Below are 14110 nucleotides of genomic sequence, written 5' to 3'. Positions count from 1 at the left end.
GGACATCCATGCGCACGGTCAAGGGACACAGCGACCATGTCGTGGTGGTGGGCGCCGGTCTGGCGGGTCTGTCCACCGCGATTCATCTGGCGGGGCGGGGCCGTTCGGTGACGGTGGTCGAACGCGACGCCGTGCCGGGCGGGCGGATGGGCCGGTTGGACGTGAACGGCTACCGCATCGACACCGGCCCGACGGTACTGACGATGCCCGCGGTACTCGAGGAGGTCTTCGCCGCGGTCGGGGAGCGGATGGCCGATCGACTCGAGCTCCTGCCCGTCGACCCCGCCTACCACGCGAGATTCGCCGACGGCCGCACCCTCGAGGTGCACAGCGATGAGGACCGCATGGTGCGGGCGGTCACCGACTTCGCCGGTGCCGGGCAGGCCGAGGGCTATCGCCGGTTGCGGCATTGGCTGAGCCGGTTGTACGAGACCGAATTCGATCGATTCGTCGCGGCGAACTTCGATTCCCCGCTGTCGATGTCGATACCGGCACTCGCGGGCCTCACCGCGCTGGGCGGGTTCCGCCGCTGGGATCGCAAGGTCGGTGAGTTCATCACCGACCCGATGTTGCGGCGCGTGTTCACCTTTCAGTCGCTCTACGCCGGAGTCGCGCCGGAGCAGGCGCTGGCGGCCTACGCGGTGATCGCCCACATGGACACGATGTCCGGGGTCAGCTTCCCGCGCGGCGGTATGCGGGCGGTGCCCGATGCGCTCGCGGCGGCGGCCGAGACCGCGGGTGTGCGCCTGCGCTATGGATCCACCGTCACCGAACTCGAGCGCACGGGCGGGCGAGTGGTCGCAGTGCACACCGATCAGGGCGAGCGGATCGCCTGTGACGCGGTGGTATTGACGACCGAACTGCATCGGACCTATGAGCTGCTCGCACACCGGTCCCGGCGTCCGGTCGCCGTGCGTCCCGCCCCCTCGGCGGTCGTGCTGCATGTGGCGTGCGCGCAGGAGACGCGAATTCCGCACCACAGCTTGCTGTTCGGGCACGCCTGGCATGCGGCGTTCCGCGAGATCATCGACGAGGGCAAGGTCATGACCGATCCGTCACTGCTGGTGACCCGCCCCACCGCGAGCGATCCGGGCCTGGCCCCGGCGGGCCGCGATCTGCTCTACGTCCTGGCGCCGGTACCCAATCTCGCACGGGGACAGATCGATTGGGACCGAGTGGGAGCCGACTACGCTGGCGAAGTCCTGGAGTTGGCGCGCGGCAGGCTCGGAGTCGAACTTCGCGAGGCCGAAGTGCTGCGGGTGGTCACTCCCGCCGACTGGGCCCGCCAGGATATGGCGGCGGGCAGTCCGTTCGCGCTGGCGCACACCTTCGCCCAGACCGGTCCGTTCCGGCCCGCCAACATGATTCGGGGCCTCGACAATGTGGTGCTCGCGGGCGGGTCGACCGTGCCCGGGGTCGGCATTCCACCGGTGCTGATCTCCGGGCGGCTGGCCGCGGACCGTGTCACCGGGCATCGGCAGCGGAAAACCAGCGCTGTCGGCGCCGGTTCACCCGTGGTTCGGGTGTCGTGATGACGCGCGCCGAACTCGATGCCGCGGGCATCACCGATCCGCACCTGCGCCGCTCCTATCGGACCTGTCGTGAGCTCAATGCCGCCCACGGCAAGACCTTCTTCCTCGCGACCCGGTTGCTGGCCCCCGACCAGCGGCCCGCGGTGCACGCGCTCTACGGCTTCGCCCGTCGCGCCGACGATATCCTCGACGAGTTCGAGCCGGGCCGCACCGCGGCCGAACGCTCGGCCCGATTACATACCCTCGCAGGGCAATTCGCCGCTGCGGACGCAGCCGGTGATCCGGTACTGGCCGCGGTTCTGCACACCGCGAGTAGTTACCGCATTCCCGGGCACCTGTTCGACGCGTTCCTGGACTCCATGCGGATGGACCTGACGATCACCGACTACCCGGACCGCGCCGCTCTGGACCGCTACGTCTACGGGTCGGCGGAGGTGATCGGACTGCAACTGCTGCCGGTCCTGGGCACCACCGACGGGGTGACCGCGGCCGCGCCGTATGCCGCCGCGCTCGGAAAAGCGTTCCAGCTCACCAACTTCCTGCGCGATGTCGACGAGGATCTCGCCCGCGATCGGGTCTACCTGCCCGCCGATGAATTGGCCGCCCACGGGGTGGATCGGGACCTGTTGCGCTGGTGCCGCTCTCGTGGCCGGGTCGATGCCAAGGTGCGGCGGGCGCTGGCCGAACAGGTCGAGATCACCAGGGGTGTCTACGCGTACGCGCGGCGCGGGTCGGAGCTGCTCGCGCCACGCTCGCGGCCCTGTGTCGACACGGCGGCGATGCTGTACGGGGAGATCCTGGATCGCATCCGGGACAGTGACTTCGAGGTGTTCGGCCGCCGGGCCACGGTCGGCAACGCGCGCAGAATCCGGGTCGGGACAACAGGTCTCGTGCGCGCCTGGCGTGCGCGTCGAGGCGATCCCGCCCGTACGCCACCATCGCAAGCTCAGGCGGCAACGGCGTTCGAGAATTCCGAACCTCGCGACCACCGGTGAGGACACGACATGGACCACTGGCATTACCTGCTGGCACTTGTGGCCTGCCTCGGCGTGACCGCCCCGCTGGAGCCGCTCGGCACCGGCGTCTATCGACGGCCGCGTCTGCTGCTGGCCGCGCTGTGGCCGGCGGTGGTGCTGTTCGTGGCCTGGGATCTGATCGCGATCGCCGCGGGCGTGTGGAGTTTCGATCCCCGCTACACCCTCGGAGTGAGCGTGCCCGGAGCGATGCCGCTCGAGGAACTGCTGTTCTTCCTCGTCGTCCCGGTCTGCGGCCTGCTCACCTTCGTCGCGGTCGAGAACCTGCTCGCGGTGGGACGCCGTCGTTTCGCGAACGCGAGAAAGGCGGCACGCCAATGAATTTCCCGGGAGTCGGCTACACGCTGCCCGCCGTGATCGCGGTGGTCGCGGTCTGCGCGGCCGAGTCGATACTGTTGCGCACCGGCCTGTTCCGGCGCCCGGCGTACTGGCTGACGATGACGATCGTGCTGGGCTTTCAGATCCTGGTCGACGGCTGGCTCACCAAGGGGACCACGCCGATCGTGGTGTACAACCCGGATCACATTCTCGGACTTCGGTTTCCGTGGGACATCCCGGTGGAGGACTACTTGTTCGGATTCGCTCTGGTAACCGCGGTCCTGCTGGGCTGGGAACGCGCTCGGCAACGACAGGGCCGTGTACCGCGATGACCGCCGCGAGCAGCGTCGAGGGACGAGATCGGCGGCGGGTGCGTTATCCGGCGTCCCCGGGTCACCGTGACCTGGCGCTGGTGGGAACCGCCCCGCGGGTCGCGGTGGTCGGTGCGGGAATCGCGGGCCTGGCCGCCGCGACCGGACTCGCCGAACGCGGCTGCCGGGTAGAGGTCATCGAGCGCGAGCGGTATCTGGGTGGCCGCGTCGGCGCCTGGAACGAGCAGTTGCCCGACGGCACCGAGGTCGCCATGAACCGCGGCTTCCACGCCTTCTTCGCGCAGTACTACAACCTTCGAAAACTGTTGGGACGCACCGACCCTGCCCTGCGGCGTCTGCGAAGGCTGGAGGACTATCCGCTCGTCGACGCACAGGGACGCCGCGACACCTTCCGGGGACTGCCGCGCACACCGCCCTGGAACGCGGTAGCCTTCGCACTGCGCAGTCCCACCTTCCGGCTGCGTGATCTGGTCCGGATGGACCCGCGCGCGGCCGCCCCGCTGGCGGCGGTATCGGTCCCGGAGATCTACGAGCGGCTCGACCACCTGGACGCGGACACCTTCCTGCGCGGCATCAATTTTCCCGAGTCCGCGCGGCACCTGGCCTTCGAGGTGTTCTCGCGCAGTTTCTTCATCGAACCGCAGCGCATGTCCGCGGCCGAACTGGCGGCGATGTTCCACATCTACTTCCTCGGATCCAGCGAGGGACTGATCTTCGATGTGGCACGCGACAATTTCGACGTCAGCCTCTGGAATCCACTCGAGGAGTATCTGACCGCGCCCGCCACGCCGGAACGGCCCGGCAGCGTCCGGTTCCGGCGCGGGGTGTCGATCGATCGAATCGATTCCCGCGGTGCGGGATTCGAGCTCACCGATGACACCGGAACGACCATGGCCGTCGACGCGGTGGTGCTCGCCACCGATATCGGCGGACTACGGCGCATCGTGGCCGCCTCGCCGAGCCTGGGTGATGCCGCCTGGCGGGCTCGGGTCGACGCGACAGCCCTCGCGCCCGCGTTCGCGGTGCAGCGGCTGTGGCTGGACCGGCCGATCCGCGCGGACCGGTCATGCTTCCTGGGCACCGGCGGAATGGACCCGCTCGACAACATCAGCGTGGTGGACCGCTACGAAGCACAGGCGGCGAAGTGGGCCCGTGCCACCGGCGGCAGCGTGGTGGAACTGCACGCGTACGCCGCCGCGCAGACCGTCCCCGCGCCCGCCCAACGCGCCGAGCTGCGTGAGCGGCTGCTCGCGCGCCTGCACGCGATGTATCCGGAGACCGAGTCGGCGAACATCGTGGGAGAGTCGCTGCTGTGGCGGCAGGACTGCCCGCGGTTCTCCCCCGGCGACTTCGCCGCCCGCCCGGGCGTGCGGACCCCGCACCCGCGTCTGGCCCTGGCCGGTGACGGTATCCGCGTCGATCTGCCCGTGGCACTGATGGAACGCGCCGCGACCACGGGGTGGATGGCAGCCAATACCCTGCTGCGCCAATGGGATGCGGCCGGGCACACCCTGCACTCGGTCCCCGCGCGGGGACGCTCGGCGCTCCTGCGCACGCTCGTGAACCGCGAAAGGCAGCCCCGATGAGCATCCGCTCCGAACTCGTCTCCTGGCCGAAGAACTCTCCGCTACAACGATTCTCGCCCGGAACCTGGTCCCGTCAGCGGCCCACATATCAGGACGCCGATCCCGCGCTGATCGCCGCGGCCCTGCGCTGGTCGCAGGAGCGTCCGTCGGGGAACTGGTACGTCGTGGCCGCCAGCACCGCGATCCGCCCCGACCGGCCGTTCGGTGCGAGAGTCGGTGGCAGGGAAGTGGTGGTGTGGCGCGACGCCACCGGCGGCCTGCGGGCCGGGCCCGGCGCCTGCCCGCATCTGGGCGCGCCCTTGGCCACCGCGGAGGTCGAGGACGATGCGCTGATCTGTCGCTGGCACGGTCTGCGGGTGGGCGCGGCCGAGAACGCGTCGCGATGGTGCCCCTATCCGAGCCACGACGACGGCGTGCTGGCATGGGTGCGACTCGACAGCGTCGGCGGTGAAACACCCACTGACGCACCGATTCTGGGTGAGCGGCCCGCGGATACGACGGTGCATGCGGTGACCCGGCTGGTCGGGGTGTGCGAACCGCGCGACATCATCGCCAATCGACTCGACCCGTGGCACGGCTCGTGGTTCCACCCCTACTCCTTCGCCCACCTCGACGTCACCGGTACACCGCCGCGCGAGGGGATCACCGAGGACAATCACCGATTCGAGCTGGCGGTGACCTTCCGCGTGACCCGCCGACTCGGCGTTCCGGTGCGTGCCGAATTCAGCTGCCCGGATCCGCGCACCATCGTGATGCGCATCGTGGCGGGCGAAGGAACGGGCAGCGTGGTCGAAACCCATGCCACCCCACTGGGTCCCGGCCCGGACGGCCGAGCCCGCACCGCGGTGGTGGAGACGACCATCGCGACCTCCGATCGTCCGGGATTCCGGTTCGCACACCATGCGCTGCCGCTGCTGCGTCCGGCGATGAACCACGCCGCGAATCGATTGTGGCGCGATGATCTCGCCTACGCCGAGCGGCGCTACCAGCTGCGTACACAGCACCGGTAGAGCGGCGGCGGTCCCCTCCGGCGGCGGTCATGCCCGCGGGGGTTCGGGCGGATCTGGCCTGCGCGGAGGGGACCGGTGTACCGCGTACCAGGCAGTTCGTCTGCCCAGTCACTTGATCTCCCTTGTGAACAACAGTGAAACTACATACGTTCGCTACGAATGTCTAGAGTCATCAGTGAAGATTTTTTGGCACGGTGGTGGCGACCTTCTCCTGACATCGAGGAAGAAATCTACACTCGTGGGTGTAGACATACGGTGCGGCCCGTTGTAATGTCGGTCGTGTTCGACAAGCAAGATCATGGGACCGGGATCAGATCGACCGCCCGGAGAAGTTGGTGGGCCGTCCCCTGCCGGCGGGTGCAGAACCCGTTTTCGACAGGACCGCAGGAGGGGACGAAGAACGCCGCGACAGAGCGCCGGAAGTCGTACCTGGACTTTCGAAGCGGGACCGTGCCAGTGATATTCGGGTGCGGGGATGCGCAATCTACGAGCTGGGAGGTGGTCCACGAGCACACACAAACGCACAACGCGTCCGTGTCGACACGATCGGACGCGGTGTCATTCACCGGCCTTCCCGGCCGGTAGCCGTAATTGAAGTCAACCTATTCGATACGACCCCAGGCCCCGGCGCACTGCGCCGGGGCCTGAAGGCGTGAGATTCCCGAGAGGCGCCGTGGAAGATCCACACCCGAACCCCACCACCAGTCCGGCCGACCGGCTGGACGATGACGACTATCCCGCCTACAGCATGGGCCGGGCCGCGGAGATCGTCGGCGTCACGCAGGTGTTCCTGCGCAATCTGGACGCGGCGAAACTGCTTACCCCGCAACGCTCGGCGGGTGGGCACCGCCGCTACTCTCGCTACCAGCTGCGCCTGGCCGCACGGGTCCGCCAGCTCGTCGACGAAGGCAATCCGCTCGAGGCCGCCTGCCGGATCGTGATTCTGGAAGACCAGCTCACCGAAGCCCAGCGCATCAACCGCGAATTGCAGCACACCATCGAGGAAGCCCGCGGCAACGACTGACCGCCGCGGCCGAGGTTGCCGATGCACTCCGCGCCGAGCAAGGGATGTGCGGACCGTCAGCGGAACAGGCGGAAGAAGCCGCGCACCTGTTCGACCAGCGACTGCGGCTGTTCAAGTGCGGCGAAGTGGCCGCCGTGCGGCAGCTCCTGGAACCAGCGCAGGTCGGTGAAGCGCAGTTCGGCCTCGCGCCTGGACGGGCGGGTGATGTCGCGGGGGTAAATGGACAGACCCGATGGGGCGCTCACTGTGTCGCGGAAGTTGGCGAAGCTCTCCCAGTACAGGCGCGCCGAGGATGTGGCCGAGGCGGTGAACCAGTAGACCGAGATCTCGTCGAGGATCGTCCGGCGCGATACCGCGTCCTCGGGATGGCCGTTGTTGTCGGTCCACGCCCAGAACTTCTCCGCGATCCAGGCGGCCTGCCCCGCCGGGGAATCGGTGAGGCCGTAGCCGAGCGTCTGCGGCCGGGTCCCCTGGATCGCGGAGTATCCGCGGCCGGTGCGCTGAAACTCCTTCTCGGACTTCAGATTCGCCAGTTCCGCGGGCGTCGGATCGTCGAAGGTGCCCGCCGCCACCGACCCCAGGTTCAGGTGCACCCCCACGACCCGCTCGGGCGCCACCTCGCCCAGTGCGCCGGACACCGCCGAACCCCAGTCACCGCCCTGCGCGCCGTACCGTTCGTAACCCAGCGACACCATCAACGCGTCCCAGGCGCGCGCGGTGCGAGTGACGCCCCACCCGGTCGTCGGCGGCTTGTCGCTCCAGCCATATCCGGGCAATGACGGTGCGACCAAGTGGAAGGCGTCCGCCGGATCCCCGCCGTGCGCACGCGGGTCGGTCAGCGGGCCCAGCACCTCCACGAACTCGAGCACCGACCCCGGCCATCCGTGCGTGAGCACCAACGGGAACGCGTCGGGCTCAGGCGAGCGGACGTGCACGAAGTGGATGCCCAGCCCGTCGATCGTGTCGCGGAACTGCGGAAACACATTCAGCCGCTCGGCGAACCCGAAGTCATACTCTTCGGCCCAGCTGCGACACAGCTCCTGCGCATACGCCAGCGGCACGCCCTGCGACCAGTCCTGCACCGGCTCACGCTCGGGCCAGCGCGTGCGCCGCAGTCGGTCCCGCAGGTCCGCGATCTCGGCGTCGGTGATGCTGACCTCGAATGGCTCGGCGGACATGGCAGGGCTCCTCACGGGTCACAGCGTCATCGGATCAGTCGCGCGAATCCGCGCAACAGTAGCCATGATCGCCACGGAAATATTCCGAGCGGACATACCCACGATCGCGGTCGATACGCCAAACCGAGACCGGGGCAGTGACCACGGCGGTCACGCACACAGGGTGAACTCCGCGTCATAGGCGGTTCCGTGTGATCAGAAATCTCAGCGCGGCCGAACACCCCGAACGAACCCCGTCGCCGAACCCCACTCAGCGCACAGACGGTGCGCGCCAAGCGAATCAGCTCATCAGGTGCAGCTCGCGCAGCATCTCCGAGGCGACGATCGGGTCCAGGTCGGCCAGGCTCGCCCCCGACAGGGTGACCGCGGTGATGGTCTGTTTCTCCTGCTCATGCAGCGCGCTCATCCACAGTCCGGGCTCGATGCTCAGCTCGGCGTGGACCGAGTCCGCGAGTGTGCGCCGCAACCGGGTCACCAGTCCCCCGCCGGTGTCCTGCCAGCGCCATCCGAATCGCTTGAGGCCCAATACAGTTCCGGTGCGCACGCTCCGACCGGCGAGGCGGTCGAGCGCATCGGCGAAGCCCGGCGTCTGCGCGGTCCACCACGGGCGATCCAGTTGCGCGAAGGGCGAGAGGATTTCGTAGTCGGCGAACACCTGCGCCCACTCCCGGGTGGACTGGCCCAGCTGCACCGGATGCGCGACACCCACGAGGGTGTGGTCGGCCACGTCCACGAGCTCGTCATCGATATCCGCGCGGCTGCCGTCCTCGGCGATCCGGAACGATCCGGTGACCGCGCCGGTGTCATCGACGCTCACCCACACGAGCCTTCGGACCAGGTGCTGCAACACCGGATGCCCGACGAACAGCCGCTGATGCTCCGCGGCGGTCCAGCGACGCCCTGACAGCATCGCCTGTTCGAGTCGCGTGATCTGTTCCGCGGCTGTAGTTTTGAGAATCTCCTTGAAGGCGGTGTGGTCCTGATAGGCCAGCGCGGCCCTGTCCTGATCATCGGTGGCGGCGGGCCGGGGCACACTCTTGCGGCTCTCGGCCGCGACCCATCCCCCGCGCTCGTCGGGCACCGCGTCGAACACGAGCGGGTTCAGGCGCTGGTCGATCCGCACGACGAACGCGCGGGGGCCGTATTCGACGATGATCGCGCCGTTCTCACGCAACCCCAAGTCCGGCACCAGACGGTCGGCGAATTCGTCGTTGGTCAGGCCGCGCGCGTCGGCGATGGTGCGCACGGCCGCGCCGGCGTGCTTCTTGAATGCTTTCGCCTTGCCCTGCTGAGAGAGTCGATGCAGCACCGCGAGCGAGGCATCGCTGTCGATGGCGACCAGCACCCGCAGGGCCGCCTCGGCCGGTGATCCGGCGTTGTAATACCAGGTCCGGACAATCGGTTCCAGGCGCCAGGCGATCTCGTCATCACCGAACAGTGCCAGCGCCTGCATCACCCAGATACCGCCCTCGGCCATGCCGGAGAACATCCACGCCTCGAACAGCCCCCAGGCGAACCGTGCCAGCGACTCCGGTTCGGCGATCGCGGCCAGGTGCGCCAGACCCGGATGCCTGCCGTGCGAGTCGTTCAACGACAGCATCGTGGCCACCGTGCACACCGCCGCGTCGGGGACCGCGAAACCGTTCTCGCGCAAGATAATCGGCGGCAGACCCGCGGGCATGAGCCATTCGGGCAGCGCGGGAATCTGCTTCGGCCCGGTCCAGCTGTCCACGACCGCGGTGACGATGTCCACCGCGCCGGGCACCACGCGCTCAGCGGTCGCCAGCAGCGTGTCTCGGTGCCGATCGGCCAGGGCGCGGACCGCTTTGTCGGCGGCGGTTCGGGAGGTGCCTGGGCCGGCGAGCATCATGGCGATCAGATCCGGTGCGGCCGTAGCGATATGGCGATCGAACCAGCGGCGCGCGGTGCCGCGGTGCTTCTTGCCGTTGAGCCAGCCGACCATCCACGTCGTCACCTGAGTTCCGGTGAACGGCATGAGGATTTCGGGGTCGATGTCGCCGACCGGCCCGGCCGCGCTCACGAACTGCGCGGCGTTCGCGCTCTCGACGCGGCTGACCGACCGCCGCTGATCCGGGTGTGTGGCCCATCGCGCCTGTTCGCCGGGCCGCCAGTCGAGCGAGACGGGCCGATGCGCGAACGCGGAGGTGTCCATCGCGGGGCGGGTGCGGGTCACGCGCCGCTGATGCAGTGGCGTGCGCAATGATTCGGGCAGGGACTCGAGATCTGCCCACGCGCGCGCGGCGACCACGACCCCGAATTCGGCCGCCAGGTCCGGGCGCGTGCGGACGTAGCGCTCGCGCAGATCACGCACCACGGGGCTGGGCTGTTCGCATCGGGCCAGCACCCGCATAGCGCGCCGCGGGAACCGTGCCATCGCCGCCAGGACCGGAGCGGACACCTTCGGTGGGTTCACGTGGCTCAGCAACAGCGAAAACGCCTCATCGGAGGGCAAATACGCCAAGATGTCGATGAACCTGCGCTCCCAGCCGGACATGCTGATCCGGGAGAGCTGGTCCACCATGGCCGCCGCGTCCGCGCCCAGCCGGGCGATGCCGGTGTAGAGCGGGACGCGGTCGATGCCGCCTCCCGGACTCGGCGCGCCGGTCTTGTCGACCAGCGCGGCGAACTGCTCGTCTGTGGTGATGGACATCAGCAGCATGCGATGCACGTTGTTGATATTTCTCGCGGGCCGCCCGGCGTCCCGGATATCGGCGTCGACCCAAAGCTGTTCGGTGGGCGCCAGCACCGAGGTCGCGATCCGGGTGACCGGGTGCGCGTTCGCATCGCGCAACGCCGCCAGCCGCGCCACCGCCGCCCGATAGATGTCCTCGGGCACCATGGCCAGATGCTGGCGCATCCGGAACAGCACCGCGGTGTACATCCAGCCGCTGATGTCATCGGGACGCCGCACAGCCAGAACGAATGTGCTTGGCCCCGGGGACAACGCCCAGTCCAGACTCGACAAGCGCACCGCCGCCTCGGCAGCGAAGGCGACACCGTACGTGCCGACCCAGGCGTCCGCGACCGCGGCGTTCCCGTCGGACCAGCGTGGAACGAGCGCCGAAATCTGCGCCACCACAGCCGCACCGAGCGGAGTCGCCGACGACGGGAATTGCAGTGCCGCCAGACCGCTTTCGCGAAGCTCCGCGGATTCGACGGCCTCAAGCAGCGCGCGCATCTCGGCCCCGCGCACGGCCACCCACGCCGCGACCTCGGCCGCCGCCTCCGAACAGTGCGCCGCCCACCCCGCCATCAGCTCCGGATCCGGCGCCACCTGCGCGCCGCACTCACGCCCGGGCACGACCGGCCACTCGGCGGGCACCTGCCATACATCCTCACCGGAATCGACCGATATCGCGCGAGCCATACTCTCCCCCACCGTTGTGTCTTACTCGCGCAACAACTTAACGATCGGGTACGACAACCCGCGCACCGACCGCGTCGGCCACGCGACCACGAAACATTTGCGCCGCAACGGAACACCACAGAACATCCCGTCACCCAATCCCGCGACGGATCGGCTTCGACACAGTTCGCCGAAAGAGCGGGCCCGAACAAGGAAATGGTGCGATGCGCTGTGCACCGTTTGTCGGCACTATGGCGTCATGTTCCAGCCGAATTTCACGATCAGTGCTGCGACCGCGACCGCGCTCATGGCCATCGAGGCCGACCGGCAGGCGATCATCGAACTGCCGATCCATGCCGATGTTCTGGCAGCGCTCCGCGAGACCGCCAGGTTAGCGGGCACCCATTACTCCACCCGGATCGAGGGCAACCGGTTGACACTGGCCCAGGTCGCGGAAGTGATTGCTGGAAACCACTTCCCGTGCCGAGAACGTGATGAGGCCCAGGCCCGCAACTACTACCGTGCGCTCGAGCAGACCGAAGCCCTGGCAGCTGCGGGCGGCTCGATCACCGAACTCGAACTCAGGGGCGTCCATGGGCTCGTCATGTCCGGAGAGCGGACGCCCACGCCATATCGGTCGGGTCAGAACGTGATTCGTGAAGCCGCCACTGGTCGCACAGTCTATCTGCCACCCGTAGCATCCGATGTTCCCGAACTGATGGCAGACCTGTTCGAGTGGATAAACACTCGCCTCTGCGCGAGCGATCTGCCCGCACCACTCATCGCCGCACTCGCCCACTGCCAATGCGCGACAATTCACCCGTATGACGACGGAAACGGCCGAACCGCCCGGCTTCTCACCACGCTCGTCCTGCACCGCGCGGGCTACGGATTGAAGAGCATCTACTCCCTCGACGAGCATTACGCTCGTAACCTCAACGGCTACTACACCGCACTGACCGTCGGTCCATCACACAACTACTACCTGGGCCGTGCGCAAGCAGATCTCACCGGATTCCTGAACTTCTTCTGCGACAGCATGGCCCAGGCCCTCCGCTCCGTACGGTCCCGCGCCGCCGAGGTCGCCCGCACACCAGGCACCACGCATGGCGGCGCGGTCGCCACTCTCCGACAGCTCGATCCTCGCCAACGCCGAACTCTCGAGCTCTTTCGCGAGAGCGCGGTAGTCACCGGCTCGGAGATCGCCACACATCTCGGAATCAGCCCGCGCACGGCAAACACCCTGATACGCAGTTGGATTGCCAGGGACTTCATCGAAATCAACAACCCTTCCCGGAACAAGCGCACCTATCGCCTACGTCCGCACCATGGGCACCTCGTCTGACCAAATCCACATCTGAACGTGCGCGTGAGGAATCGATCTCCAGCGCGCCCAGGCATCGGACAGCTAGTGAATTAGTATGCCCTGCAACGCGATTGGCGCCGCTGCGGCTGCGCCGGGCATTCAGCCGAGATAGGGCGTGGACCGTCCCTCGAGGTAGTGGGTCAACCGCAGTCGCTGGGTGGGGTGCATGTCGAGCCGGTCGAGTTCGGCGGGGGCTACGAACCGCAGTTCGGTCGACTCCTCGGAGATGGCGAGATCTCCGCCGACGACGCGCGCGAGGAAGCATACGTTGAATTGTCGTCGGACCTCCCCGTCGGTATAGGCGATGATGTGGCGGGGATCGGTGTAAGTGCCCACGAGGCCGGTGATTTCGATGTCCAGGCCGGTTTCCTCCTTGACCTCACGCACCGCGCACCCGGGCAGGCTGTCTGTCATCTCCATTCCGCCACCGGGCAACGCCCACAAGCCGCTGTCGGCGCGACGCTGGAGCAGGATGCGGCCGGTGTCGTCTGCGACCACAGCAGAGGCCGCCACGACGAGGCTGTTGGGTTCGGGAGCCGCTGGGTCGTTGTAGTACTCGGTGCGTGCCATGGTCCCCTACCCTTCCACTGGCCGGGCCGATGTCCAGACCGCGTTGAAACTGTCTGTGTAGGTGTCGAATAGGCCGCCGTCGAGGGTCCGACGCAGATGCCAAACGGGCGCACCATACGCGTTTACGCCCCACACGTGTGCGTTGACCAGCATCTCGCTGTCGGCCCGAAACACGGAGTTGTACAAAGTTGTACTGTGCGTGCGTAACTCGATACCCGGCGTTGCCAGCAGTGGCAGATAATGCATGAGGGCGAGGCGGCAGCGAGATTCGATGCCATGCCCAAATTTCTCTTCCTTGCCGCGTTGTTGGACATTGGGGCTGGCTGCATCCCCCACGGTGATGCGTATCGCACAGCCGGCCTCGGCGCGCTCGGTCAACAAGGCGTTGAGTCGCGGATATGCCTCGTGAAGGAACACCGCCGCATACACGAGCACATCGATGTGTTCGCGGGCCGCGGCGAAAACGTTGATGAACGTGGAGGCCGGAACATCGGCCCGGTGGTCATAGAGGGCGACGAGTTCGGGACTGACCGCGCGGGCCGTACGTGATTGCCGCAGTGCCGGCCACAAGGCGTGGACATCTTCGCCGAGAATCTCGGCCGCATGCATCGCGGTTCGCCGCCGAGGCACACGACCGAGATTCACCCACCGTTCCACCGACTTCGGGTCCACACCTGTGGCGTGGGCCAAGCTTTCGTGCGTCCATCCGCGCGCCACCATGGCGGCCCGTAACCGCTCATTCGACATAGGGACGTTCTACACCCATCGGGACGTCCTGAGCTGGGAAACGTAT

The 14110-nt window shown here is 67.8% G+C and carries 12 protein-coding genes; 8 read left to right on the top strand and 4 right to left on the bottom strand.

The annotated features are described in order from the left end of the window. Nucleotides 1-8: 8 nt before the first annotated feature. The 7 genes from crtI to ACFC4D_RS16510 all read left to right on the top strand — a co-directional run bounded on the left by crtI (nt 9) and on the right by ACFC4D_RS16510 (nt 6836). Nucleotides 9-1532 (top strand): phytoene desaturase family protein, encoded by a 1524-nt coding sequence (crtI, locus tag ACFC4D_RS16540; protein ID WP_376064098.1) that lies wholly within the window; start codon nt 9-11, stop codon nt 1530-1532. Further along, nucleotides 1532-2527 carry a phytoene/squalene synthase family protein gene (locus ACFC4D_RS16535; RefSeq protein ID WP_376064095.1) on the top strand — a complete coding sequence of 332 codons (996 nt, stop codon included), beginning with the start codon at nt 1532-1534 and terminating at the stop codon, nt 2525-2527. Before crtI ends, ACFC4D_RS16535 begins: the two co-directional genes overlap by 1 nt. A 9-nt stretch (nt 2528-2536) precedes the next feature. Beyond that, a complete protein-coding gene (locus tag ACFC4D_RS16530; protein ID WP_376064093.1) occupies nt 2537-2887 on the top strand; it encodes a lycopene cyclase domain-containing protein in 351 nt (116 codons plus the stop codon). Further along, on the top strand, nt 2884-3216 hold the full coding sequence (locus ACFC4D_RS16525; RefSeq protein ID WP_376064091.1) for a lycopene cyclase domain-containing protein: 333 nt from the start codon (nt 2884-2886) through the stop codon (nt 3214-3216). The genes ACFC4D_RS16530 and ACFC4D_RS16525 overlap by 4 nt, the downstream gene beginning before the upstream one ends. Next, nucleotides 3213-4802, top strand: a complete 1590-nt coding sequence (locus ACFC4D_RS16520; protein ID WP_376064088.1) for an FAD-dependent oxidoreductase — start codon at nt 3213-3215, stop codon at nt 4800-4802. Before ACFC4D_RS16525 ends, ACFC4D_RS16520 begins: the two co-directional genes overlap by 4 nt. After that, a complete protein-coding gene (locus ACFC4D_RS16515) occupies nt 4799-5812 on the top strand; it encodes a DUF5914 domain-containing protein (RefSeq protein WP_376064085.1) in 1014 nt (337 codons plus the stop codon). Before ACFC4D_RS16520 ends, ACFC4D_RS16515 begins: the two co-directional genes overlap by 4 nt. Nucleotides 5813-6560: 748 nt before the next feature. After that, nucleotides 6561-6836: a MerR family transcriptional regulator gene (locus ACFC4D_RS16510; protein WP_376064850.1), complete on the top strand. Its 276-nt coding sequence runs from the start codon at nt 6561-6563 to the stop codon at nt 6834-6836. Nucleotides 6837-6892: 56 nt separating this feature from the next. Here the strand turns inward: ACFC4D_RS16510 and ACFC4D_RS16505 are convergent, their stop codons facing one another. Continuing rightward, nucleotides 6893-8014 (bottom strand): epoxide hydrolase family protein, encoded by a 1122-nt coding sequence (locus ACFC4D_RS16505; protein ID WP_376064083.1) that lies wholly within the window; start codon nt 8012-8014, stop codon nt 6893-6895. 280 nt (nt 8015-8294) lie between these two features. Further along, nucleotides 8295-11402 carry a DUF4132 domain-containing protein gene (locus ACFC4D_RS16500; protein WP_376064080.1) on the bottom strand — a complete coding sequence of 1036 codons (3108 nt, stop codon included), beginning with the start codon at nt 11400-11402 and terminating at the stop codon, nt 8295-8297. Between the two features lie 238 nt (nt 11403-11640). Between ACFC4D_RS16500 and ACFC4D_RS16495 the strand changes: the two genes are divergently transcribed. Next, nucleotides 11641-12726: a Fic family protein gene (locus ACFC4D_RS16495; protein WP_376064077.1), complete on the top strand. Its 1086-nt coding sequence runs from the start codon at nt 11641-11643 to the stop codon at nt 12724-12726. A gap of 120 nt (nt 12727-12846) precedes the next feature. Here ACFC4D_RS16495 and ACFC4D_RS16490 read toward each other — a convergent pair whose 3' ends face one another. Together ACFC4D_RS16490 and ACFC4D_RS16485 are read right to left on the bottom strand one after the other, a co-directional pair. Next, entirely contained in the window at nt 12847-13317 is a 471-nt protein-coding gene (locus ACFC4D_RS16490) for an NUDIX domain-containing protein (protein ID WP_364651028.1), read from the bottom strand. Between the two features lie 6 nt (nt 13318-13323). Then, a complete protein-coding gene (locus tag ACFC4D_RS16485; RefSeq protein WP_376064074.1) occupies nt 13324-14064 on the bottom strand; it encodes an XRE family transcriptional regulator in 741 nt (246 codons plus the stop codon). Between the last annotated feature and the right edge of the window lie 46 nt (nt 14065-14110).

It is taken from the genome of Nocardia sp. NPDC056000, from assembly GCF_042269265.1.
In the GTDB taxonomy this organism is placed as follows: domain Bacteria; phylum Actinomycetota; class Actinomycetes; order Mycobacteriales; family Mycobacteriaceae; genus Nocardia.
Note: the sequence above shows the minus strand (reverse complement) of the source record. Positions and strands in the feature narration are given on the sequence as shown.